Source organism: Phyllobacterium zundukense, assembly GCF_002764115.1.
Lineage (GTDB): Bacteria > Pseudomonadota > Alphaproteobacteria > Rhizobiales > Rhizobiaceae > Phyllobacterium > Phyllobacterium zundukense.
The window spans coordinates 3,044,268-3,068,856 of sequence record NZ_CP017940.1; the positions used below are offsets into that span (position 1 = coordinate 3,044,268).

Consider the following 24,589-nt stretch of genomic DNA (forward strand, 5'->3'; position numbering starts at 1 on the left):
TCCTCAGACGCGTTCGATGATGGTTGCGGTGCCCATGCCCGCACCGATGCACAATGTGACGAGTGCAACGTTGAGATCGCGGCGCTCCAGTTCATCCAGGACGGTGCCGAGGATCATCGCGCCAGTGGCCCCGAGCGGATGACCCATGGCGATCGCACCGCCATTGACGTTGATCTTGTCGCGTGGAATGTCAAAAGCCTGCATGTAGCGCAGGACCACGGCGGCAAAAGCCTCGTTCAACTCGAACAGGTCAATGTCCGAAATCTTCATTTTGGCGCGCTTCAGCAGCTTTTCAGTCACATCAACCGGGCCGGTCAGCATGAGAGCCGGATCAGAGCCGATATTGGCAAAAGCGCGAATACGGGCACGCGGCTTGGCGCTAAGCGCCTTGCCGGCGCTCTTTGAGCCGAGCAATACGCCGGCGGCGCCGTCAACGATACCGGACGAGTTACCCGCGTGGTGCACGTGATTGATCGTCTCGACTTCCGGGTGGGCCTGAATGCCGACAGCGTTGAAGCCGCCCATTTCACCAGGCATGACGAAGGATGGGTTGAGCGAAGCCAGCGCCTGCATATCTGTCGTCGGGCGCATATGCTCATCATGATCGAGGATCGTCAGGCCGTTCTGATCCTTGATTTCGAGAACAGAGTTCTTGAAATAGCCCTTTTTCCAGGCTTCGCCGGCGCGCTTCTGACTTTCCACTGCATAGGCATCGACATCATCGCGGCTGAAGCCATATTTCGTGGCAATCAGATCGGCGGAAACGCCCTGTGGCATGAAATAGCCAGGCAGGCCGACCGACGGATCCATGTACCAGGCGCCCCCCGACATACCCATGCCGACACGCGACATCGATTCAACGCCGCCCGCGATCACGATGTCATCCGCACCCTGCACGATCTTGGCAGCAGCGAAGTTCACCGCGTCGAGACCAGAAGCGCAGAAACGCGATATCTGCATGCCCGGCGCCTTGAAATCATAGCCCGCTTCGAACGCCGAAGAGCGCGGAATGACCGCACCTGCTTCGCCGACCGGATCAACGCAGCCATAGATGATGTCATCGACCAGACCTGTGTCGAGGTCGTTGCGGTCGCGCAGGGCTTCGAGCACCTTGGCGCCGAGACGAACAGCGGGAACCTCATGCAGGCTCCCGTCTTTCTTGCCTCTGCCGCGCGGTGTGCGCACATGGTCATAGATATATGCCTCAGTCATTTCATTCTCCCTGTTCGAACCGGCAGCTCAAAGGCTGCGGGCGATCAAAAGCTTCATGATTTCGTTGGTGCCGCCATAGATCCGCTGGACGCGGGCGTCGCGGAACATGCGGGCGATCGGATACTCATTCATATAGCCGTAGCCGCCATGCAGCTGCAGGCATTCGTCGACCACCTTGTTCTGCAGGTCGCTGAGCCAGTACTTCGCCATGGAAGCGGTGACCGGATCGAGCCCGCCATTCAAATGGCGCTCGACGCAGTGGTTGTAGAAGACGCGGCCGATCGTGGCCTCTGTCTTGAGCTCGGCCAGTTTGAACTGCGTGTTCTGGAAATCGATGACTGCCTTGCCGAACGCCTTGCGCTCCTTGACATAGTCAGAAGTGATGGCAATGGCCCGTTCGGCCATGGCAATCGCCGTGCCGCCGATCTGCAGACGTTCCTGCGGCAATTGCTGCATCAGCTGGACAAAGCCCTGGCCCTCTTCGGTGCCAAGAAGGTTGGAGGTTGGCACACGGACATCATTGAAGAAAAGTTCAGACGTGTCATTCGACTTGAGCCCGACCTTGTCGAGGTTGCGACCCCGTTCGAAACCTTCCTGACCGTCAGTTTCAACGACGATGAGCGAGGTGCCCTTTGCGCCCTGCGCCGGATCGGTCTTGGTTACGACGATGACGAGATTGGCCAGCTGCCCATTGGTGATGAACGTCTTCGATCCATTGACGACGTAGTGATTACCATCCTTCTTCGCGCTGGTCTTGACGCCCTGAAGGTCCGAACCCGCACCGGGCTCGGTCATGGCAATGGCGCCGATCAGCTCGCCAGTCGCCATTTTCGGCAGCCATCTTTGCTTCTGCTCTTCCGATCCATAGTGGAGGATATAGGGAGCGACGATCGAATTGTGCAGGGCTATGCCAAAACCGTCGACGCCGACATGGCTGATGGCTTCCAGGATCGCGCTTTCATGCGCATAGGTGCCACCGGCACCACCATACTCCTCCGGCATGGAAGCACAGAGTAGCCCGTTCTCGCCAGCGAGTTCCCAGACAGAGCGGTCAAATATTTCCTGCTTTTCGAAACGGTCGTAATGCGGCAGAACCTCGGCCTCGAGGAACTTCGTCGCCATATCCTCCAGCATCACGACGTCGTCGGTCTTCCAGTCAGGTTTTGGAACACCCAATACTTCTTCCGGTCGCAGACCCATCACAAACCTCCCGAAACAGTCATGGACGAGCCGCAAGACGGCGGCTCGAAATTGGCTTTGAGCAGCTTAGAATGCTTCTGCAGGCAGCGCCATCATCGTGTCTGCTCCAGTCTGGATGCGGGCAAGATGCGCCGAGGTTTCCGGCATGACGCGCTCCATGAAGAACTTGCCGGTGACCAGTTTGGTCTCGTGGAAGGCCCTGTTTTCGGCGCCCTGTGCCAACTTGGCATGCGATGCCTTGGCCATGCGCGCCCACATGTAACCTAGGGAAACCAGGCCGAAGAGATGCATGTAATCGGTCGAGGCAGCACCGGCATTGTCCGGGTTGGCCATACCGTTCTGCATCAACCACATGGACGCGGCCTGCAGATCGTTAAGACCCTTCTTCAGATGTTTGGTGAAGAAGGCAAGATTCTCATCGCTGCGGTTTTCCTCGCAGAAATCACCGACTTCCTTGAAGAAGGCCATCACCGCACGGCCGCCATTGGCGCCGAGCTTGCGTCCGACGAGGTCCAGGGCCTGGATACCATTGGCGCCTTCATAGATCATGGCGATGCGCGCATCGCGCACATACTGGCTCATGCCATGTTCTTCGATATAGCCGTGGCCGCCGAAAACCTGCTGAGCCATGCAAGCGTGCTCAAAACCCTTGTCAGTCAGGACGCCCTTCAGAACCGGTGTCATCAAACCAAGTATGTCGTCGGCCAACTGCCGCTCGGCCTCATCGCCGGAACGATGCGCCACATCTGACTTCAGAGCGGACCAGAGGATGAACGCGCGGCCGGCTTCGTTGAACGACTTGATCGTCAACAGAATGCGGCGGATGTCGGGATGAACGATGATGGGATCAGCCTTCTTGTCCGGCGCTTTCGGCCCGGTCAAAGAGCGACCCTGGATGCGGTCACGCGCATAGATGGCTGCGTTCTGGTAGGCGATCTCGCCAATGGAGAGGCCCTGCAGGGCAACGCCCAGCCGCGCCTCGTTCATCATCGTGAACATGGCGCGCAGACCCTTGTTCTCACCACCGATGAGGTATCCCGTGGCCTCGTCATAATTCATGACGCAGGTTGAATTGCCGTGGATGCCCATCTTCTCTTCGATCGAACCACACGACACGCCATTGCGCGTTCCGGGATTGCCATTCTGATCGAGATTGAATTTCGGAACGATAAAGAGCGATATGCCCTTGGTGCCTTCGGGTGCACCTTCGATACGGGCAAGAACCAGATGGATGATGTTCTCAGCCATGTCATGCTCGCCGGCCGAGATGAAAATCTTCTGCCCGGAGATCCTGTAGGACCCGTCGGCGTTTGGCACAGCCTTGCTGCGCAACAGACCGAGGTCGGTTCCGCAATGCGGCTCGGTCAGGTTCATCGTGCCGGTCCATGTACCGTCGGTCATCTTGGGCAGGTAGGCCTGCTTCTGCTCGTCCGTACCATGGGTTAGGATGGCGGCGATCGCACCCTGGGTCAGGCCGGGATACATGACCAGCGCCATGTTGGCCGATGCCATATATTCTCCTGCAGCCACATGCAGCACATAGGGAAGGCCCTGGCCGCCAAACTCCTGTGGTACGGCAAGACCGACCCAGCCGCCTTCGCGATACTGGTCGAACGCTTCCTTGAAACCCTTCGGCGTTGTGACTGAACCATCATCATGCCGCACGCAACCTTCATGATCACCGGACTGATTGACCGGGAACAGCGCGTTCTCGGCGAGCTTAGCACCTTCGCCGAGAATCGCCTCGACAATGTCCGGCGATGCATCGGCAAAACCCGGCAGGTTGTTGTAGCGTTCAAGACCAAGGACATCGTTCAGGATAAACAGCGTGTCTTCAACAGGCGCGCGATAACTCGGCATCAGGTTTCCTCCAAAACATAAACGAGCAAATACAGCACCGGAACTTGGGTACCGTCCGATTTTCATCACCTCTAACAAATTTTGACGTTTCCGTAAACGTCAAAATTTTGTGAATTTCTGTTCCCATGATTAAACCTTGGCGGCTGATCATCCCGCTTTAGAGCCTCAGCATGAATTCCCGATGAAACAGGTTCCTGGATTTGCGTAGCCGGATGACTTTTTTAACGATTGATCGGCTGTCTTAACCAGTTGTTTACCACGTTTCGCCAATGTCACGGTGTCGGTGATCCGTGTCTATATGTGATTTGTTTTTCACGGCTTGTCGGACCGCATGGGGCAAACCTGTCCCGGCTTTCCGGATTAGCCCGAATGGACGTCTTGAAGGACACATTCTGCTTTTCGGCAAACCGAGACCAGCACCACTGCTCCAGACGGTCAGGATTTTGAACGCGCCCCTACGCTGGCGTTAACCCAGGCAGCAGACGTCCATGACGAACCAAAGGTCACTAATGGAACAGGTCAATGTGAACCGCGCGCGCCGCGATGCGACGTCGCTGGACAGTCTCAACCGTACTCTTGAAACACTTGAAGGCCAGTTGCGCCGCGCAATGGAGCCGAAGCCGGAAATTCACGAAGAGAGCCAGGACATCGCCGACCGCTTCGCCGCCCTGGCGTCGCGCGCGGGCCGTTCAGCAGCGCCAAGATATGGCGTGGCGCAACCGGCACCAGCCTCCGCAAATCAGCGCTCCGACGGCAAGCATGATCTCTCGGCCATAGCAGCCCAGCTAAAGCAACTGCGCGAAGAGATGAGCGACGAAATCGAAACACCCGCGCCGAGCCGCGCCGAGCCGCATAACGGGACCATGAACCGGCTGCGCCAGTCGACGGCTTCCGGTGATCGTTTCAATGATCGCACCCCGGCGACCCGGCCGGAGACGGGTCATCTGTCGATGCTGCGTGGTGATCTTGAAGAACTGAAGCGAACTGTAGACACGCTGGCGCGCGAGGAGTCAGTGAAGAGCCTTGGCAATCGCTGGGACGCAATGGATGAGCGCTTTGACGCCTTTGCGCAGCGCAACCCGTTCAATTCGAAAGAGACTAGCGCCTCGCTGGGATCGCTGGAAGGCCGGCTCAACGAAATTCGTCAGGCCGTGGATGTCCTGCCGCACTCATTGCCGCTGAAAAACGTCGAAGACAAGCTCATGTTGCTTTCGAGTGCCGTCGAACAGATGTCACGCAAGAACGGCACTTCGCTGACCGGCAAATTCATGCAGCAGGTCGACGAGCGACTGGACGAAATCAGCCGCGCCATTGTTGCCACTTCGCGGCCTGCGTCCACCCGCAATGCCGACGCCGATGCCTTCGAGCGGCTCGAGGCGCGGATCACCTCACTGGCGACCAAGATCGAAACAGCAACGCATGATCGCACGTCCGACACGATCCTCCAGCGCATGGGCGAACTTGCCCAGCGCGTCGATCACCTGACCGAACAGCAAGCAGCACCGATACCCAGCCTTGACGTTTTGTCGGAACAACTCTCAGCCGTCACACGTCACCTGCAGAATGCACCGGCATCGATCAGCATTTCCGACTTCCGCGATCTGGAAGATCGTGTGATGCAGATCATCCACAAGCTCGAAACCATGCCTCAGCTCGCCGCTGCTGATCCCGCCTTCGTCGAGCAAATCGACCAGCGTTTCGAAGAACTCACCCGGCGGCTCGACGATCATCACATGATGGCCGAGCACAGCGACATTCGTCTGACTGACAATCTCGAAGCCCGCTTCGACGATATGGCACGTTACATTGCCGAGAATGTGCCTCAGGTTGACGGCACTCAGGATGCCATCCGCAATCTCGAATTGCAGATTGCAGGCTTGGCCGAGCACCTGTCCCAGTCGAATGATCGTCATGCGGAAATGGCTGCCATCCCACCGCGTCTCGAAGCGATCGAAGAGTCGATTGCCGCCAGTCGCGATCTCGTCGTGGAAGCTGCCCGCAACGCTGCAGCCGAGGCAATCCGCAATACGGCGAATTTCGGCAGTGCCCAGGACAGCATGATTGCGCGCGAACTGGCGGACGATTTGAAGACGCTGGAAATGCTGGCGCGCAAATCCGAGGAGCGCAACACCAAGACATTCGAAGCGATCCATGACACACTGCTCAAGATCGTCGATCGTCTCGCCTCATTGGAAAGTGGTTTCGCACCGGTGCAAGGCATTGTCGGAACAAGGTCTGACATGATCACCGTTCACGAGCCCGAAAGACAACCCGAGCTCGCCTACGACCCGAATCTCGACGTTGAACCCGCCTTTGATGCCCCCAGTTTTTCAAAGGATGAGGACGTTTCGCCGGACGTCACACTCGCCGGCGATGCCGAAATCGCAGATCACGCGCCACGCGAGAAGAAATCGCTGTTTGGTAGCCTGGCACGCGGCCTGAAGGGGCGCAACAAGCAGGAAGCCACGCCTCAGGATCCTGCAATGGATGAGGCAGACGAAGCCGGGAAATCCGATGTGAAAATGGAACTCGATCCGGACATTCTCAACCGTCCGCTCGAACCCGGTTCCGGCATGCCTGATCTCAATTCAATCCTCAAGCGGGTTCGCGATAACCGCCGGGACACGCCTCTTGCTGGCGATGCGTCTGCGGGCAAGGCCGATTTCATCGCAGCCGCCCGGCGGGCAGCTCAGGCAGCAGCATCGGAAGTTGAAAGCCAGAAGCGATCCCCTGCCCTTGCTTCGGAAAAAGACAGCACGAAAGGTGGCCTCTTCTCACGCCAGCGCAAGCCGATCCTCCTCGCGATCGGCGCAATCATGATCGCGATCGCGGGCCTCCAGTTGAAGAACGCATTCCTTGACCATCCGGCCGCACTGGATGTGGCATCAACGCAAGCCCAACCAGGAGTGCCGGACCCAGAAGCACCTTCTCAGGTCACGGCTTCCAGTGCTTCTGAAGCCGTGCGACCTGCCGATGCTGCTGCGACCATCGAACCGGAAGCTCCGGCGGAGAATAGCAGGGCAACTGAGCTGGCAGCGTCACAGCCCGCCCCTGACAGCGTGGCAAGTCTGATTGCTGCCCAGCAGAACACTCCCTCTACAATCGAAGCGGCTGCTACCTCCGCACCGTCCACGGCCACTGAATCCGCCACGGCCATTCCAGCCATTCCAGTAGAGGCTGGGCCGGAGCCGTTGCGCGCGGCGGCAACCAACGGCGATTCCAAGGCACTGTTCGAAATCGGTGACCGCTACACGGACGGACGCAGCGTTGAACGCGACTACGGCAAGGCAGCCTCGTGGTACAATCTTGCCGCAGAACGCGGCTTTGCTCCGGCACAGTATCGCCTCGGCAATTTCTACGAGAAGGGTCTGGGACTCACCCGTGACCTGGCGAAGGCCAAGACCTACTATCAGCTCGCCGCCGAACAGGGGAATGCGAGCGCCATGCACAATCTTGCCGTATTGTTTGCAGCAGGTACGAATGGCGCGCCGGACAATGAATCTGCCGCCCGCTGGTTTGCCAGGGCAGCTGAACTCGGCGTCAAGGACAGTCAGTTCAACCTGGCTGTCCTTTCGGCCAAGGGCATGGGCGTCCCGCAAAATCTCGAAGAAAGCTACAAGTGGTTCGCGCTTGCCGCGAATGCCGGTGACAAGGACGCCGCGCAGAAACGCGATGAAGTGGCGAAGGCCATGCTCCCCGAACAACTCGAGCGTGCGCGTACGGCCGTCGATCTTTGGAAGCCAAAGCAGATGAACCCGGACACCAATGCCCTCAGCGTGCCCAACGAGTGGCGGGAAAACCCGACGACGACCGGTTCCATCGACATGGAAAAAGCAATTCGCAACATCCAGCTCATCCTGAACAAGCATGGCTACGATGCCGGCGGTTCGGACGGCAAGATCGGTAGCAAGACGCGTGACGCTATCATGGCGTTCCAGAAGGACAATGGATTGAAGCCAACGGGCAATATCGACAAGGACCTTGTGAGGAACCTGCTCAAGACGAACGGCTAGGTGCCTGGCATCTACCAGGTGAATTTCCGGTCAAAACAACGGCCAGCATGCTGCTGCGACAAATGGGTTCGTGTTTGAACCGATATGCTGCACTTGCTTGAGTCAGTGTTTGACTCAAGCCCGTCGAGAGGGCAAGAAACCTTAAAGAATTGCTGTCATTGTGGTGTTACGACAGTGTCGTAGCACCATGATGAGTTCGGGGTTTGCATTGGGTATTTACCTGCCTATAGCCGAGATTTCGGTCAATATCTTCGTGCTCTTCGGCATGGGCGCGGCGGTGGGATTCCTGTCGGGCATGTTCGGCGTGGGCGGCGGGTTTTTGATCACGCCGCTGTTGATCTTCTACAATATTCCACCAGCAGTTGCAGTCGCCACCGGCGCGAACCAGGTCATTGCTTCGTCGTTCAGTGGCGCCCTGACACATTTCAGGCGAGGGACGCTGGACGTCAAGTTGGGATCACTGCTGGTCATCGGCGGCATAATCGGCGCCGCGGTCGGCATCTACGTCTTTGTTCTTTTGCGGGAACTCGGTCAGCTCGATCTGATCGTCTCACTGCTCTATGTGGTGTTTCTGAGCACCGTCGGCGGCCTGATGCTGTATGAGAGTGTCCAGTCCATGCGGCGGACACGCGCAGGGCAGCTCGCCACCCTGAAGAAGCCCGGGCAGCACAATTGGGTGCATCGCCTGCCCTTCAAGATGCGGTTCCGCGCGTCGAAAATCTACGTCAGCATCATCCCTGTTCTCGTTTTGGGGGGAGCAATCGGCTTCCTCTCTTCGATCATGGGTGTTGGCGGCGGCTTCATTATGGTTCCGGCCATGATCTATCTGCTCAAGGTACCGACCAATGTGGTTATCGGCACCTCGCTCTACCAGATCGTATTTGTCACCGCTTTCACCACGGTCATGCAGGCAACGACCAATCAGTCCGTCGATATAGTACTGGCGATGCTGTTGATGACAGGCGGCGTGATCGGGGCGCAGTATGGCGCCCGCATTGGCCAGAAGCTGCGCGGCGAGCAGTTGCGTGCCTTGCTTGCAATGCTGGTTCTGGCGGTTGGCCTGCGTCTGGCTATCGAGCTTTTCGTCACCCCGGACGATCTTTATTCCATTTCCCTGGCTCTTGCGTCGGGGGGATCATGAAAGCCCTTGCAAAGGTTCTGGTATTGATCATCGGACTGGGGGCAGGCAACACCGCCGTTGCACAGGTGTTGCCGAACAAGGAGACGGTGGAAATCGGACTCTCCACTGATACGATTGCCATTACGTCCGGCTTTCGCGGGACCGATCTGACAGTCTTTGGCGCGCTGGACAATGCGGACCCGCTGATCCAGAGGCAGGGCCGCTACGATATTATCGTGATCCTGCAAGGGCCGGAACGCAATTTCGTCGTGCGCCGCAAGGACCGGTTCTTCGGCATCTGGATCAACACGGAATCGGTCACTTTCCAGCACATTCCGGCCTCGTACTCACTGGCATCGACCCGCAGCCTGCAGGATATCACCACACCGAAGGTGTTTGCCCAGCTTGGCCTTGGTGTGAACAACATCTTTTATGAACCGACGCCGGATGGCTTTGAATCCAGTTTCGCTCTCAAGGAGTTCACCAAGGAGCTGCCGCGGTTAAAGCTGAAACAGCAGCTCTACAGCCAGCGTATGGGCGATGTGCAGTTCCTGTCATCGACCCTGTTTCGCGCAACGCTTTCGCTGCCTGCCAATGTGCCGGTGGGTAAGCACGTGGCGCGGGCCTATCTGTTCCGCAACGGCGAGTTTTTGCGTGAAAGCGCCACCAGTCTCAACATCGTCAAAGCTGGCCTCGAATTCCGCATCTATCGTGCAGCCAATCAGCACAGCCTGCTTTATGGTCTGTTCGCAGTCCTTCTCGCTGTCATCACCGGCTGGATGGGTCGTCTGGTGTTCCGCAAGGATTGATCAAGCCAGACGCTTCGCCACCACAATGAGCCCCTGTAGCGGTTCGCCGCGATCGAGGCGAATTGCCTCGCGCCCGACACTCAGGGGCGTCATGGAATGCTCCGCCAGCAGCCTTCGGACATAGCGTTCGGAATGCGTATAACGCAGCGATGGCTGCAGGATCAGTTCATCCTCGCCCGCGTGGTTCTCGACGGAAAATGCAAAAAGTCCATCGGGCGCGAGGATTCTCGCTACATTGGCAAAGGCGCGGTCGAGATCACCGACATAGACGAAGACATCCGCGGCGATAACGAGATCTGCGCTATGGGGTAGCGCATCCAGCTGGTTGACGTCGCCCTTTGCCAGGCTGTCGTAGATTTGTTTTTCCGCCGCCTTCTGCAGCATAGCTTCGGACAAGTCCATGCCGGCGAGGTGATCCGTCTCGGCACGGACATAAGGACCCATCAAGCCTGTACCACAACCAAGGTCGAGCGCGGACCGGAAGTGCGTTCCCGATGCTGCTGCCTTGATGGCAACCGCCAGCAATTCGGGTACGCGGTAGTCCAGCCGGTCCAGCAGTGCAGTCTCGAATGTTGGTGCATAGGCGTCGAACAGGCTTTCGACATAGGCAGTCGGCGGTGTGTCCGGTGCAGTTGCATGGCCGCTCGCTGCGAGTTTCAATGCCGCGCCGAAACGATCGTTCGCGTCGAGCTGCAGCACTCGGCGCCAGGCCTCGGCGGCCGCATCGCCCTTCCCCGCTGCCTCTTCCATCTCGCCAAGCCGGAACAATCCCGCGGTCCAGCCCGGCACAATCTCCAGCGCCTGCCGCATCAGGTCGGCCGCGGCCGCATGATCGCCGGTCTCGAACAACATGTCCGCATAGGAGGCACGGCGGTCCGCGATCAGATCACCGGAAGGCAGGAATGCGCGAGTCATCAGTTCGCAATCTGGACACGGATGGAAATGATGTCGACCGACTTCCCGGTCTGGGAAACATCCGAATTGATCTTGATCACACCGCCCCCACTGGGCTTCTTGTCAGTCGGAAACTGCTTCTGCACCAGATATTCGCCATTGGCATCGGAAACGTCGAAACGCGTACGCCCGCAATCACCAAGAGTGCCGAAGTCGCAGCTGACGGCAATCTGCGTGCTGGTGCCGTCCTCGGTCTTGGCGATGATATCGAATACTGCCTGCTTGCCCATGAGTTGTTCGAGAACGCCCTCTCCGACCTCAAAGTTGACGTCATCGGCTTCGCTGGGCGATTTGATGCGGAGGAATTTCTCCAGCTGATCGCCATCGACACTGGCCGTCGCCCGTCCGGCCACCGACACGCGCGTCGAATCGGATGGGTCGAAGATCGTGATCCACGTCCCTTCGGACGATAGCTGCCCTTCCTTCAACGGCTCATGGTTGTCGCTGGCAGCGGGATTGCCGGTGCTCGGCGGGACACTGGATGGCTTCGAATTGATGATCCCGGAGGCGACGAGCCACAGGACGCCGAGCGCAATCGCTAGCATGGCAAGAATGATGAGCAGTTTGGTCAAACCACTCGCCTTCCTGTGTTCGGCTTTGCGCTGCAGGCGTGGCCGCAGGCGGTCAGGGCGATAGTTGTCGGCGGTAACAGAGTCCGTAGATACGGTTTCAGGCGTATCGAATTCCGGCTCCGACACGATACCCAGCGAGGGCTCGACCCTGGCTTCTTCCGGCTGGAGTGGTTGAATGGTTTCGCGTGAAAGAACCGGCTCGCGCTTTTCAGCGACCGGAGCGGGTGCCGGAGGCGGCGTCAGCGTACCCTCCGTCTGAATTTCCTTTTCGATCCGGGTGATGGACGCTTTCAAGCGTTCGCGGCGATCCTCACGCTGATCATCGTCCAGCGCCCCGTTGGCAGCCAGTGAGCGCTCATGCGCACCCCAGGCGGATTCGTAGATTTTCTGACGAATCGCAGGGTTATTGGCATCCGATTTCGCCAATGCGTTCCGGATCGCTTGCTCGATCGCTTCCAACTCGACGATTTTCCCTTCAAAGCAGCTCGTATGAATGGGTAGCCATAGCCTATTTGACTGCTTATTCAAGACTCTCGCGGCGCAATGATGGCAGTTTCACCGATAAGGACTTCGGTCGCAGAATATTGTGCATTCGGCCCCTCGCACTACGTCGGGGGCCGAAAATCACACTATTTAGATGAAGCGGCTGAGAAAAGCCCGCGTGCGGGGGTGTTGCGGATTACCGAGCACGTCATCCGGCCTTCCCTGTTCAACGATAATTCCACCATCCATGAACACGGCCCGGTCGGCCGCTTCGCGCGCAAATCCGATCTCGTGCGTAACGACAATCATCGTCAGGCCCTGATCGGCGAGATCGCGCATCGTCGCCAGCACTTCACCCACCAATTCGGGGTCAAGCGCCGACGTCGGCTCGTCGAACAGCATGAGCTTCGGCTTGATGGCAAGTGCACGGGCGATGGCAATGCGCTGCTGCTGCCCGCCGGACAATTGCCGGGGATAGGCGTCGGCCTTGTGCGTCAGCCCGACGCGGGCCAGCAGTTCCATAGCCAGTTCGGTCGCTTGCCTGCGGCTTTGCTTGTGCACGCCGATCGGTGCTTCGATGATGTTCTGCAGTGCCGTCATGTGTGGATAGAGATTGAACTGCTGGAACACCATGCCGATCTGCCGCCGCTGTACGGCAATTGCCCGGGCAGGCAGTTTGTTGAGCCTGCCATTGTGCAGGGAATAGCCAATCTGCTCCCCTGCAACGACGATGGACCCGCGATCAATTGCTTCAAGATGGTTGACGCAGCGCAGGAATGTTGATTTGCCTGAACCTGAAGGTCCAAGAACGACGACAACCTCACCGGGCGCAACGTCGAGATCGATACCCTTGAGTACTTCGACTTCACCAAAGGCCTTGTGCACATTGCGTGCCTGAACCAGTGGTTGGACGGCTTCAACAGCATTTATGGACAAAGCGGCGGTCATTTGCTGCCCTCCGGCACCATTGCTGAAATCTCTGCCACGACAACTTGCTCCTGTTTCTTCACTGCCGTCGCAGAGCCGCGCTCACCACGCCCGTAATAGCGCTCGATAAAGCCCTGCCCGACATTAAGGATTGAGGTGATGAACAGATACCAGATGACGGCAACCATGAGCATTGGGATGACTTCGAAGGTTCGGTTATAGACAGCCTGCACCGAATAGAGCAGATCGGCCATGGCGATGACGCTAACGAGCGATGTTGCCTTGATCATGCTGATCAACTGGTTGCCGGTTGGCGGGACTATGGAGCGCATGGCCTGCGGGATGATGATCCGCCATAGAGCCCGGGCGCGCGTCATGCCGAAGGCTTCCGTGGTTTCGATCTGGCCCCTGTCGACGGAAAGCAGCCCGCCGCGGATAATCTCAGCCATGTAGGCCGCTTCATTGAGCGCAAGGCCGGCAATTGCCGCCGTCATCGGTGTGATCAGGTCATTGGTGTTCCAGCTGGCAAGCGTCGGCCCGAATGGAATCGCAAGCGATATCTCCGGAAAGAGCGTGGAGAGATTGTACCAGAATATGAGCTGGACCAGCAGAGGCGTGCCACGGAAGAACCATATGTAAAGACCCGCCAGTGAACTGGCGAGCCGATCATTAGACATGCGGGCAATGGCGAGAAGCAGCCCGATCACCACGCCAATGGCCATGGCGACCACAGTCAGGCCAAGAGTAACGTAGAGGCCGCGCAGGATTGTTTCTTCGGTGAACCATTGCGCTACGGTCGGCCAGCCGAAATTCTCGTTATGGGCGACGATCCAGAGGAAGTTCGCCGCAATGAGCAGCGTGATGCCCCAGAGAAGCCAACGGTCCGTTCGAAAGGGCTTGTGCGCATTCGCGACATCGCGAAGCGCAGCCTCGGCATCGCCCGTAGGGGGCAATGCCATTGTCGGGTTGTTCTGGGTCATTTAGCACCCTTGCCCGCAAGATTGATCCCGGGCTCCTTGATCATGTTCTTCTCAAGTCCCCATTTCTTCATGATGATGGCATAGGTACCATTGTCCATGAGAATTTTCAGGCCATCGTGAAGCACCTCCGCCAGCGGCGAACCTTTCGGCACTACAGCGCCCTGGTAGAGGTTATCAAAGCCGTTCTTCTCTCCTGTTGCAGCAAGTTCAAGCTGGCCATTGGTCTGCTGAACGAAATAGGTCAGTGGAGCTTGCGAAGAAAAGAAGGCATCAGAGCGCTTCGACCGGACAGCCAGGATAGAGCTTGGCTGGTCGGTGAACGATTGCACCTCGATCGCCGGCTTTCCATCCTTGGTGCATTTTTCTGCCTGTGCCTTGATGACCTTCTCGGCCGAGCCTGCGGCCATCACGGCAATACGATTGCCGCAAGCAGCATCAAGCGAGGTAATGCCCTTCGGATTGCCATTCTGCACGGCGAATACAACATATTCCTGCACATAATCGACAAAATCATTGGCCTCCTCGCGGGTGGCGAAATCGCCAACCGGGCCAAAGGCAAACTGATAACGTCCGGAATTGATGCCGCTGAGCAGAGCCGACAGGCCGCTGACGGTGGCATGCTTGATCTCGACGCCCAGAAGCTCGCCAAGTGCATTGGTCAGATCGGCACTGGCACCGGTCATCTCGGTCGTGCCGGTGACGATCTCATAGGGCGGGAACGAGCCGTTATTCACTGAAATCATGCTCCCGGCTTTGCGGATTTCCTCCGGCAGCTTTGCCTTCAGCGCCTCGTTTACGGTCTGTTTGGGAACCGCTGTCTCCTCAGCCATGGCCGATCCCGCCAGGACAGATGTTACGAGCAACGCGGCTGATGCCATTTTCATAAGTTTCATGTTCATTCCCCTTTTCTTGTTTCAATAAAATTCAGTTGGTCAGGCGAGTTCGGGTCGTGCGAAGCGACGGTTTGCCAGGACCGGCAAAACCGATCGCGCGTGGCTGATGCGTTTGGGTTCGATCTCGGCGAAAATCAGTGCCGGTACTTCACCGGCGCGAACAACTGCAACGCCGAGAGGGTCGACAACCATGCTGGCACCGATATTGCGCTCGCCACATTCGCCGACGGCCACGATATAGCAGGTGTTTTCCAAGGCTCTCGCGGTGACAAGCACGTCCCAATGCGCCTCCTTGCCTGGTCCCTTGACCCAAGCCGCGGGCAGGATCAGCACATCAGCACCATCAACGGCGTGGCGGCGGGCAAGTTCCGGAAAGCGCAAATCGTAGCAGGTCATCAAGCCGAGCTTCAGGCCGGCCACTTCGATCAATTCGGGAATGACTGACCCGGGTTGGACATTCGCGGATTCCTTGGCGGCAAAAGCGTCGTAGAGATGAAGCTTCAGATACTGCGAAATGATCTCGCCACCGCGAATGGTCACGAGATTATTGAAAACGCGCTGGCCACCGGTCGGCACATGAACACACATCATGATGGTCAGAGCGCTCTTGCTGCTCTCGGCGAGAAGCTGCGTCATGAACGGCCCGTCAAGCGGTTGGGCTGTCTTCAGCACGATATCCGGATCGGTGATATCGCGGGCAAGAATACCCTCAGGCAGCACGAGCAGATCGGCACCGCCTTCCTGGGCGCGCTTGATCAGGTTCACGCAGATATCGGCGTTTTCCTGCCAGACCTTGCTGACGGCAAATTGTCCAAGCGCCACCTTCATGCTGAAACTCCCACGCGGCCAGTTTTGGAAGAGCGGCTTATTTCATTGGGGAAAAGATCGGTTGGCGTAAGCAGCATCGGTGTCAGTCCTTGCACATGCAGTTGTTCGGCAAAATCGGCGATCATTCGTTCGTTGGCGGTAAAACCGCTTTCATTCCAGCCTTGAGGAAGATCGCGCGCGACGTGGCCGAGTTCCTCGATGATCCACGGTGTCGTGTCGGCGTATTTGCGGCGCTTGTTCAACCAGACCCGCTGCGACTCGTCGAAAAGATCACTCAACTCCTGAGCCAGCCAGGGATACTCGACCGCGAATGAAGCCTTTACGCCGAGCAGATGCATCCCGGGCACGTAACCAACCTCGCGGAAATAGGAGAGCTCTTCGGCGCGGAAATCTGGCAGGACATGGCGGAAGCTCGAATTGGCGCCAAAGAAGCTGTCGGGCATGAAAGGCGTGAAAACTGCATCGAGCTCGCCGGTCTCGAGCAGTTCCATCATCGGCCGCTCGCCCGGCGCAGCTTCGATGCGGCCGGGACGACCGAAACCATCAAGCCGGTCGACAATCGGGTGCGCCTCGGTCAGACGGCCGGCGTACCAGTAAGCATCCTCGATGCCGACACTCGCATGGGCAAGGGCAGCACGCGTCCAGGTATTGCCGGAATCGCGCCAGCCGGTGACACCGATCTTCTTGCCTGCCAATTGTTCGAGACGGGTGATGGGGCTGTCCTTGACGGTAATTATGCAGCGATGGCGAAAACCGCGCATGATGAAATTCGGAACGCCGAGCACATCCGTCTCGCCCCTCGCCCGGCCTCCGGCATAACGGCTGAACGAGATTTCCCCAGCATCATATTGCGGATCGGTGCCGATACTCGAAACGAGCGTGCCAACCCGGTCGATCTTCAGGTCCAGCCTGTCCGAGCTGACATCGCCAAGCACAAGCGGTGTCAGATAATCCCAATCGCGGACAGCCAATCGAACAGTAATACGCAAGACATTTCCTCGCAGGTTTGCATTTTTCCAGCGGGAAGCTAAATGTTCATTCTTGACTGATCAAATACTATTACGTTACTGAACATTAAAAAGAGGATGAACATGAGCGAAACTGCTTCGGTTGAATGGTTTGCTGAAAAATTGAGCGACCGGACGATGCGCGGCATCGCCATCGAGACCAGCGCCCTCATCCGCGCAGGCGCCATCCCCGTCGGCACCAAACTACCGGCAATCCGCGATCTGGCCTTCACGCTCGGCATCAGCCCCGCGACCGTGTCCGAAGCATGGAGCGAGTTGCGGCGGCAAAAGATCATCACCGGCCGCGGACGCAACGGCACATGGGTGAGCGGCGACCGGATCGCACCGCGTCCTGCCCGGCTGGCCAGTGCAGGCGATTATGGCGATGAAGTTCTCGACCTCTCCATGGCGGTTCCCGACGTCGAGTTGCTGCCGCCGCTCGGCGACGCGCTCAGACATGGCGCTTCGGCGGAAAATCTCAACAGCTACCGGCGCGTCCGGATCCTTCCAGATCTGCAGGCGGCGGTGGAGCAGCGATGGCCATACAGGCCGGAAGCCTTTCTTGCTACCAACGGCGGCTACAACGCCGTCTATGCTCTTCTGCACGCGCTGGTCATGCCGGGATCCTTCATTGCAATCGAGGACCCGACCGCCATGCGCCTCCTCGACATTCTAGAGGATCTCGGCGCACATATTCTTCCCGTGCAATGCGATGCCGATGGGCCGCTGCCGGATTCGCTCGCGGCGGCATTACAGAAGAAGCCCGCCGCATTCCTGTTTCAGCCGCGCACCCATTGCGTCACGGGATGCGGCGTAAGCGTGTCCCGTTTTGCTGAACTCGCAGCCGTTCTCAAGGATAGCGACGCGCTTATCATCGAGGATGACGGCGTTGGCGACGTTTCAGCCTTACCCCCCGCGACCCTTGGCAATTACTTTCCCGACCGGGTCATCCACATTGTTTCCTATTCCAAGAGCCTAGGCCCGGATTTACGGCTCGCCGTCCTGTCCAGTTCGACGCGTATCGTCGAGCAGATCCAGTCGTACCGGAGTTTCAGCGCGGGCTGGACCAGCCGAGCCCTGCAGTCCGCCGTGGCTTGGCTGCTCCACGATGAGGCGACGGGTAAGAGCATGCTGCGAGCCCGAACCATCTATAAACAGCGGCGGGACGGGTTGATGCGCGCACTCGCCGAGCGCAATGTTCATCTCTCGGGAGGAGACGGGCTTGTCCTGTGGATCCCCGTCGAGTCCGAGCAATTCGCATTGGTGACCCTTGCTGCGCGCGGCATCGCAGTGCTTGCGGGTGAGAAATGCTCGGTCCGGCCGATCAATTATATTCGCGTCGCCACGAGCATCTTGCGGGACAGAGAGGAGGACGTCGCCGATGCCATCGCCCTCGCCGTCCGCAATCCGGATCACCGATTTTCGAGTTGATCCTCTGCGAACGACTTTTGCGCTGTGCAGTAGATACCTTTCTCTTGCTCAATGCCAAAGGTCTGGTAAAAAGAGTTACGTTTACGCAAACGTCAAAATTTTCAGCATTGGGAGATGCACATGGCTTTGCCGGAAATCCTGAAATCCAAGCTGCGCATTCCGGTTGTCGGCGCGCCGCTGTTCATCGTTTCGCACCCGCCCCTGGTACTTGCCCAGTGCAAGGCCGGCATTGTCGGGTCTTTTCCGGCACTGAACGCCCGGCCTGAAGCGCAGCTTGACGAGTGGCTGGCTGAAATCACCGAGGGACTCCGCAACCACGACGAGAAAAATCCGGATCGTCCCGCCGCTCCCTTCGCTGTCAACCAGATCGTTCACCGTTCCAATAAACGGCTCGAACATGACCTGGCGATGTGCGTGAAGTACAAGGTTCCCATCGTTATTTCGTCTTTGGGCGCGGTTCCCGAGGTCAATGAGGCGATCCACTCCTATGGCGGGATCGTGCTCCACGACATCATCAACAACCGCCACGCGAATTCCGCCATTCGCAAAGGCGCGGATGGGTTGATAGCGGTTGCAACCGGCGCCGGGGGTCACGCAGGGCCCCTTTCACCCTTCGCCCTCGTCCAGGAGATCCGCGAATGGTTCGACGGTCCATTGCTGTTATCTGGTGCCATCGCCACTGGTCGCGCCATTCTGGGCGCGCAGGCCATGGGCGCTGACCTTGCCTATATCGGCTCGCCGTTCATCGCCACCAACGAAGCGCGTGCGGTCGATGGCTACAAGCAAATGATCGTCGAGTCCGCCTCATCCGACATTGTCTATTCGAATTACTTTACTGGAATCCACGGCAATTACCTCAAGCCGTCGATAGCCAAGGCCGGAATGGATCCCGATCACCTGCCGGAAGCCGACCCGTCAAAGATGGACTTCGAAGCCGCGACGACCGGCGCCAAAGCCTGGAAGGATATCTGGGGTTGCGGGCAAGGCATTGGCGCCATCAAGGAAATTCTTCCTGCAGGCGATCTCGTAGCGCGCTTCGAGCGGGAATATCATGCGGCGAAAGCGGCGCTCTGCGCCGCTTAGCGCGGCGCGGCCTTGTCCAGCGTGATCTGCAGGAACGCTAGGTCGAGCCATTTGCCAAACTTGGTGCCAACTTCCGGCAGATAGCCAACGGTCTCAAAACCGAGCTTCTTGTGCAGCTGGATTGAAGCTTCATTGTTCGCTTCAATTCCAGCGATCATCACATGCTTGCCAAGCCGGCGCGCCCTTTCAATGAGCGCCAGCATCAATATCTTGCCAATGCCCGCTCCGCGCATCTCTTTGTTTACATAGACGGAATGTTCGACGGTGTGCCGATAGCCATCAAAGGCGCGCCAATCACCGAACGAGGCGTAGCCTGTTACGCGTCCTTCATCATTGACGCTGACAATGACCGGAAAGCCCTGTCCCTGGCGATTTTTCAGCCAGGTTCTGCGGTTTTCAACGTCGACTTCGACCTCATTCCAGATCGCTGTCGTGTTCAGAACGGCATCATTGTAAATTTCAAGAATATCCGGAAGATCGCTATCCACAGCGTCACGCACAATCACGACTTGCACCCCTTCACTTCGTCTACTATAGTTTCACTATGTCTCATAAAGTGGATAGTGTCGATCAGAAAATTGGGGCCCGCATTCGTATCGAACGGGAAGGACGCGGTTGGTCCCTGACCGAGCTTGCCGAAAAATCCGGCGTGTCCCGCGCCATGATCAACAAGGTGGAGCGCGGCGAAAGCAGCCCCACCGCTACGCTGCTCGCCCGCTTTTCCGGTGCTTTCGGTCTGACCATGTCAACCTTGATGGCGCGGGCAGAAATGCAGGAAGGGCGGCTGTTGCGTCAAAAGGACCAGCCCATGTGGGTCGATCCGGACAGCGGTTACGTGCGCCGCCACGTCTCGCCTGCTTCGGATCTTCCGATGGATGTGGTGCACATCGACCTGCCGCCCAAAACGCGCGTGGTGCTTCCGGCGTCTGCCTATCTGTTCCTCCGGCAGTTGATATGGGTCCTGAGCGGCACACTCGTCTTCTCCGAAGGGGAGAAAACCCACACGCTCGAGCAAGGCGACTGCCTTGAACTCGGCGCGCCAAATGATTGTGCGTTCGCCAATGACGGCGACGAGCCCTGCCGCTATGCAGTGATCGTGCTTAGCCGGTTGTAATGGCTACATCGGCCTGTTCGCGATTTCCGCTACCGCTCTTTTCGCCATCACCTTCACCAGGTTGGCGCGGTAATCGGCCGAGGCATGCATGTCGGAAAGGAGGCCGTCGGGATCCACTGTGAGACCATCCAGTGCCGATGGGGTGAAATTATTGGCCAAGGCTGTCTCAGCGTCGCCCAGACGGAAAACACCGTTTTCGCCGGCGCCAGTTACCGCGACCCGGATCTGGTCGCCAGATTTGGCGACAAAAACCCCTGCTATGGCGTAGAGCGATGCCGGATTGGGAAATTTCTTGTAAGCCGCCTTGTCAGGCGCCGTGAATTCCACCGCCGTGACGATCTCGTTCTCCTCGAGCGCCGTTTCGAACAAGCCAACAAAGAACTCAGATGCAGGGAGCGAACGCTGGTTGGTGATGATTGTTGCGTCAAGCGCCAGCAGGGCGGAGGGGTAGTCAGCGGCCGGATCATTGTTGGCAATCGAGCCGCCAATCGTTCCCATGTTTCTCACCTGCGGGTCGCCGATATGGCTGGCGAGATTGGTGATGGCCGGGCAGATCTTCGCGAGTTCCGCATTGGTCGAGACGTCATAGTGTGTGGTGACCGCGCCAATCCGCACCGTGCGGCCATTGACCTTGATACCTTTCAACGCTTCGATCCGTCTCAGATCGACAAGATCGCTAGGCGAGGCCAGGCGCTGCTTCATGGTCGGGATCAGTGTCATTCCACCGGCGAGGTACTTGCCGTCCTCCGCTTCGCCCATCAATCTTGCAGCCCCTTCGACCGAGGTGGCACGATGATATTTTGTCTCATACATGGCGCTTCCCCTTCACTTCGCGGCCTGGATGGCAGCCCACACGGTCTGAGGCGTCGCCGGCATGGTCAGGTCGTTGTTGTGGATTGCATCGGTGATGGCATTGATCACAGCGGGCGGCGAACCTATCGCTCCGGCCTCGCCGCAGCCCTTGATACCGAGCGGGTTGGACGGGCATGGCGTTTCCGTCGTCATGATGTTGAACGACGGCAGGTTCTGCGCGCGTGGCATGGTGTAGTCCATGTAACTCGCCGTCAGGAGCTGGCCGCTATCGTCGTAATGCGTACCTTCCAGCAGTGCTTGGCCGATACCCTGCGCGATGCCGCCATGCACTTGCCCTTCCACGATCATCGGATTGATGATCTTGCCAAAATCGTCGGCGGCGACAAACTGGATGATCTCGGTTACGCCCGTCTCCGGGTCGATCTCGACTTCGCAAATATGACAACCACCCGGGAAGGTGAAATTGGAGGGGTCGTAGAAGGCGCCCTCTTTCAGCCCCGGCTCCATGCCGGAGGGAAGGTTGTGAGCCGTATAGGCGGCCAACGCGACCTGGAACCAGGGCAGCGACTTGTCCGTGCCGGCTACCCTGACATCGCCATTCTTGATTTCTATGTCCGCCTCGTCCGCTTCGAGAAGGTGGGCGGCAATTTTCTTGGCCTTGGCTTCCACCTTGTCCAGAGCCTTGACGATGGCCGACATGCCGACTGCGCCGGAGCGCGAACCGTAGGTTCCCATACCCATCTGCACCTTGTCGGTGTCGCCATGGACAATCGAAATACTATCGATCGGAACACCAAAACGCTCCGCCGCAAGCTGTGCGAATGTCGTCTCGTGGCCCTGCCCATGCGAATGTGAGCCGGTCAGGATTTCGATCGTGCCGACCGCATTGACCCGCACTTCCGCACTCTCCCACAATCCGACGCCAGCACCCAGTGAACCGACCGCCGCCGAAGGTGCAATGCCGCATGCTTCGATGTAGCAACTCATGCCGATGCCGCGCAGCTTGCCACGCTTGGCGGCTTCCTCGCGGCGTTTCTCGAAGCCCGCATAGTCCGCCGCCTTCAGGCCAGCATCCAGAGTCGCGTCGAAATCGCCCGCATCATAATTCATGATCACCGGCGTCTGGTGCGGGAAGGACCGTATGAAATTCTTCCGGCGAAGCTCCGCTGGCGAAACCCGCAATTCGCGCGCCGCCGTTTCCATAATACGCTCAAGCACAAAGGTGGCCTCCGGCCGCCCGGCTCCGCGATAGGCGTCGACCGGCGCCGTGTTGGTGTAGACCGTCTTCACATTGGCGTGGATGGCCGGAATGTCATATTGGCCAGAGAGAAGCGTCGCATAGAGATAGGTCGGGACAGAACTCGAAAACAGCGACATGTAGGCGCCGAGATTGGCGACGGTTTGAACCTTTAGCCCGAGGATTCTGTTGTCCTTGTCAAGGGCCAGTTCCGCATGGGTGGCATGGTCGCGGCCATGCGCGTCGGCAAGGAAGCTTTCGCTACGATCCGCTACCCATTTCACCGGCACGCCGGTCTTTTTCGATGCCCAGAGGCAGATGATTTCTTCCGGATAAATATAGATTTTCGATCCGAAGCCGCCACCGACATCCGGGGCGATGACGCGCAATTTGTTTTCGGGCGCGACATTGTAGAATGCGCTCATCACCAGACGCGCAACATGCGGATTCTGCGACGTGGTCCAGCACGTGTAGTGGTCCTCCGCCGCATCATAGACACCGAGCGTTGCGCGCGGTTCCATCGCATTCGGGACAAGCCGATTGTTGACGATGTCCATTTTGGTGACATGAGCGGCCTTGGCAAAGGCATCATTCGTCGCTTTTTCGTCGCCCAGATCCCAGTCGAAGATCAGATTGCCCGGTGCTTCGGGATGGAGTTGTGGGGCGCCATCCTTGAGTGCCTCGACAGCACTCACCACCACAGGCAGTTCTTCGTAGGTTACCTCGACAGCCTCGGCGGCATCGCGCGCCTGCCCCTTTGTTTCGGCGACCACGATTACCACTCCGTCGCCAACATAGCGCACCGTATCCGTCGCAAGCGGCGACCAGGCGCCCATCTTCATCGGGGTGCCATCTTTCGAATGAACCATCCAGCCACAGATCAGATTGCCGATACCATCGGCTTTCAACTCCCTGCCCGTCATTACACCGATAACGCCGGGCATCTTCTTCGCGGCTGCGGTGTCGATGCCCGTAATCTTCGCATGGGCATGGGCGCTGCGCACAAACGCAGCATGCTTCATGCCGGGCACGACCATATCGTCGGTGTAACGGCCTTTGCCGGTGAGAAATCTCTTGTCTTCCTTGCGGAGAACGCGTGCTCCGATACCTTCGACACCCATGGCTACTTCTCCCTGTCGCAGCTGCTTCGCGTGGAGAGATGTCTGAGGCTCCAAGGCAAGCAGGCTGCAAGGCTGAAATTCAGATGATCAGGCGGCCTTGACGGCGCCCTTGCCCATTTTGTCCGATGCGTCGAGCACAGCCTTGACGATGTTGTGGTAACCGGTGCAGCGGCAAATATTGCCCTCAAGTTCAGCTCGTACGGTTGCTTCGTCGAGTCCGTCCGGATGCCGCCGGATCATGTCGACCGAACTCATGAGCATGCCCGGCGTGCAAAAGCCGCATTGCAGGGCATGATTTTCACGAAACGCAACCTGAAGCGGATGCAGTTCGCCACTGGGGTTGAGACCCTCGATGGTGGTGACCGCCGAGCCGGAAGCCTGGGCCGCCAGCATCGTGCAGGACTTGACCGCCCTGCCGTCGATATGGACCACGCATGCACCGCATTGCGATGTGTCACACCCGACATGGGTGCCGGTCAATCCAAGATTTTCACGCAGGAAATGCACAAGCAGTGTGCGATCTTCGGCTTCGCCTGTGACGGCTCGCCCATTCACGACAAGTTCCACTTTGGCCATAGGTTCCTCCCAGAACGTTGACTCATGTGTCTCTTTGCGGACTTCATGTGGTAAATGAAGATTAACCGCTCTTGCGCGCTTGTCTATCGTCAAAATAGAAAAATTCTAATTTGCGCGGCCTTCAACGAACAAGCGCATGTGAATTGCCGGTTTCACCCCCGCATGTTCAAAAATGCAATCATCACAAGGCTTGCAATCGCAACGCAATAAAGGTATCAGGCGCGTCATCCGTCGGCACATTCGTGATGGCCGATTTCAAGGATCGGGAAGTTCCTTCCCTGCCGCTTTAGCTCAGTCGGTAGAGCACATCATTCGTAATGATGGGGTCAGGTGTTCGAGTCACCTAAGCGGCACCA

At 58.2% G+C, this 24,589-nt stretch carries 20 protein-coding genes and 1 tRNA gene; 7 read left to right on the plus strand and 14 right to left on the minus strand.

Annotated elements, in window-relative coordinates:
• Positions 1-3: 3 nt before the first annotated feature.
• The 3 genes from BLM14_RS15285 to BLM14_RS15295 all read right to left on the minus strand — a co-directional run bounded on the left by BLM14_RS15285 (position 4) and on the right by BLM14_RS15295 (position 4,272).
• The gene (locus BLM14_RS15285) at positions 4-1,212 is read right to left on the minus strand and encodes an acetyl-CoA C-acetyltransferase (protein ID WP_100000186.1); all 1,209 of its coding nucleotides are present in this window, start codon (positions 1,210-1,212) and stop codon (positions 4-6) included.
• A gap of 27 nt (positions 1,213-1,239) precedes the next feature.
• On the minus strand, positions 1,240-2,412 hold the full coding sequence (locus BLM14_RS15290; protein ID WP_100000187.1) for an acyl-CoA dehydrogenase family protein: 1,173 nt from the start codon (positions 2,410-2,412) through the stop codon (positions 1,240-1,242).
• Between the two features lie 66 nt (positions 2,413-2,478).
• Positions 2,479-4,272, minus strand: coding sequence for an acyl-CoA dehydrogenase C-terminal domain-containing protein (locus BLM14_RS15295; RefSeq protein ID WP_100000188.1), 1,794 nt, complete (start codon positions 4,270-4,272; stop codon positions 2,479-2,481).
• Between the two features lie 488 nt (positions 4,273-4,760).
• Here BLM14_RS15295 and BLM14_RS15300 point away from each other — a divergent pair, with 488 nt between their 5' ends.
• The 3 genes from BLM14_RS15300 (at position 4,761) to BLM14_RS15310 (ending at position 10,214) form a co-directional block, all read left to right on the plus strand.
• Positions 4,761-8,285: a peptidoglycan-binding protein gene (locus BLM14_RS15300; RefSeq protein ID WP_100000189.1), complete on the plus strand. Its 3,525-nt coding sequence runs from the start codon at positions 4,761-4,763 to the stop codon at positions 8,283-8,285.
• A 208-nt stretch (positions 8,286-8,493) separates the two neighbouring features.
• Positions 8,494-9,426, plus strand: coding sequence for a sulfite exporter TauE/SafE family protein (locus tag BLM14_RS15305; protein ID WP_100000190.1), 933 nt, complete (start codon positions 8,494-8,496; stop codon positions 9,424-9,426).
• Positions 9,423-10,214 carry a TIGR02186 family protein gene (locus tag BLM14_RS15310; RefSeq protein ID WP_100000191.1) on the plus strand — a complete coding sequence of 264 codons (792 nt, stop codon included), beginning with the start codon at positions 9,423-9,425 and terminating at the stop codon, positions 10,212-10,214. The genes BLM14_RS15305 and BLM14_RS15310 overlap by 4 nt, the downstream gene beginning before the upstream one ends.
• Here BLM14_RS15310 and BLM14_RS15315 read toward each other — a convergent pair whose 3' ends face one another.
• From BLM14_RS15315 to BLM14_RS15345, 7 genes are all read right to left on the minus strand, one after another.
• Positions 10,215-11,129 (minus strand): class I SAM-dependent DNA methyltransferase, encoded by a 915-nt coding sequence (locus BLM14_RS15315; RefSeq protein WP_100000192.1) that lies wholly within the window; start codon positions 11,127-11,129, stop codon positions 10,215-10,217.
• On the minus strand, positions 11,129-12,199 hold the full coding sequence (locus BLM14_RS15320; RefSeq protein WP_100000193.1) for a hypothetical protein: 1,071 nt from the start codon (positions 12,197-12,199) through the stop codon (positions 11,129-11,131). Before BLM14_RS15320 ends, BLM14_RS15315 begins: the two co-directional genes overlap by 1 nt.
• Before the next feature lie 174 nt (positions 12,200-12,373).
• Positions 12,374-13,171, minus strand: a complete 798-nt coding sequence (locus BLM14_RS15325; protein ID WP_165788437.1) for an amino acid ABC transporter ATP-binding protein — start codon at positions 13,169-13,171, stop codon at positions 12,374-12,376.
• Positions 13,168-14,130, minus strand: a complete 963-nt coding sequence (locus BLM14_RS15330) for an amino acid ABC transporter permease (RefSeq protein WP_100000194.1) — start codon at positions 14,128-14,130, stop codon at positions 13,168-13,170. The genes BLM14_RS15325 and BLM14_RS15330 overlap by 4 nt, the downstream gene beginning before the upstream one ends.
• On the minus strand, positions 14,127-15,023 hold the full coding sequence (locus tag BLM14_RS15335; protein ID WP_100001357.1) for an ABC transporter substrate-binding protein: 897 nt from the start codon (positions 15,021-15,023) through the stop codon (positions 14,127-14,129). Before BLM14_RS15335 ends, BLM14_RS15330 begins: the two co-directional genes overlap by 4 nt.
• Positions 15,024-15,062: 39 nt before the next feature.
• The gene (locus tag BLM14_RS15340; RefSeq protein WP_100000195.1) at positions 15,063-15,851 is read right to left on the minus strand and encodes a deaminated glutathione amidase; all 789 of its coding nucleotides are present in this window, start codon (positions 15,849-15,851) and stop codon (positions 15,063-15,065) included.
• The gene (locus BLM14_RS15345; RefSeq protein ID WP_100000196.1) at positions 15,848-16,840 is read right to left on the minus strand and encodes a nitrate ABC transporter substrate-binding protein; all 993 of its coding nucleotides are present in this window, start codon (positions 16,838-16,840) and stop codon (positions 15,848-15,850) included. The genes BLM14_RS15340 and BLM14_RS15345 overlap by 4 nt, the downstream gene beginning before the upstream one ends.
• Before the next feature lie 102 nt (positions 16,841-16,942).
• Between BLM14_RS15345 and BLM14_RS15350 the strand changes: the two genes are divergently transcribed.
• Together BLM14_RS15350 and BLM14_RS15355 are read left to right on the plus strand one after the other, a co-directional pair.
• Positions 16,943-18,289, plus strand: coding sequence for an aminotransferase-like domain-containing protein (locus tag BLM14_RS15350; RefSeq protein WP_100001359.1), 1,347 nt, complete (start codon positions 16,943-16,945; stop codon positions 18,287-18,289).
• A gap of 120 nt (positions 18,290-18,409) precedes the next feature.
• The gene (locus BLM14_RS15355; RefSeq protein ID WP_100000197.1) at positions 18,410-19,372 is read left to right on the plus strand and encodes an NAD(P)H-dependent flavin oxidoreductase; all 963 of its coding nucleotides are present in this window, start codon (positions 18,410-18,412) and stop codon (positions 19,370-19,372) included.
• On the opposite strand, the gene BLM14_RS15360 is transcribed toward BLM14_RS15355, so the two are convergent.
• On the minus strand, positions 19,369-19,878 hold the full coding sequence (locus BLM14_RS15360; RefSeq protein WP_100001361.1) for a GNAT family N-acetyltransferase: 510 nt from the start codon (positions 19,876-19,878) through the stop codon (positions 19,369-19,371). The two genes, BLM14_RS15355 and BLM14_RS15360, sit on opposite strands and share 4 nt — an antisense overlap.
• 38 nt (positions 19,879-19,916) lie before the next feature.
• Here BLM14_RS15360 and BLM14_RS15365 point away from each other — a divergent pair, with 38 nt between their 5' ends.
• Complete coding sequence (locus BLM14_RS15365; protein ID WP_100000198.1) at positions 19,917-20,486, plus strand: helix-turn-helix domain-containing protein; 570 nt, start codon at positions 19,917-19,919, stop codon at positions 20,484-20,486.
• A 3-nt stretch (positions 20,487-20,489) separates the two neighbouring features.
• Here BLM14_RS15365 and BLM14_RS15370 read toward each other — a convergent pair whose 3' ends face one another.
• The 3 genes from BLM14_RS15370 to BLM14_RS15380 all read right to left on the minus strand — a co-directional run bounded on the left by BLM14_RS15370 (position 20,490) and on the right by BLM14_RS15380 (position 24,233).
• Positions 20,490-21,299, minus strand: a complete 810-nt coding sequence (locus tag BLM14_RS15370; RefSeq protein ID WP_100000199.1) for an FAD binding domain-containing protein — start codon at positions 21,297-21,299, stop codon at positions 20,490-20,492.
• A gap of 12 nt (positions 21,300-21,311) precedes the next feature.
• The gene (locus tag BLM14_RS15375) at positions 21,312-23,657 is read right to left on the minus strand and encodes a xanthine dehydrogenase family protein molybdopterin-binding subunit (RefSeq protein WP_100000200.1); all 2,346 of its coding nucleotides are present in this window, start codon (positions 23,655-23,657) and stop codon (positions 21,312-21,314) included.
• 87 nt (positions 23,658-23,744) lie between these two features.
• Complete coding sequence (locus tag BLM14_RS15380) at positions 23,745-24,233, minus strand: (2Fe-2S)-binding protein (protein ID WP_100000201.1); 489 nt, start codon at positions 24,231-24,233, stop codon at positions 23,745-23,747.
• A gap of 280 nt (positions 24,234-24,513) precedes the next feature.
• Between BLM14_RS15380 and BLM14_RS15385 the strand changes: the two genes are divergently transcribed.
• Positions 24,514-24,589, plus strand: a tRNA-Thr gene (locus BLM14_RS15385).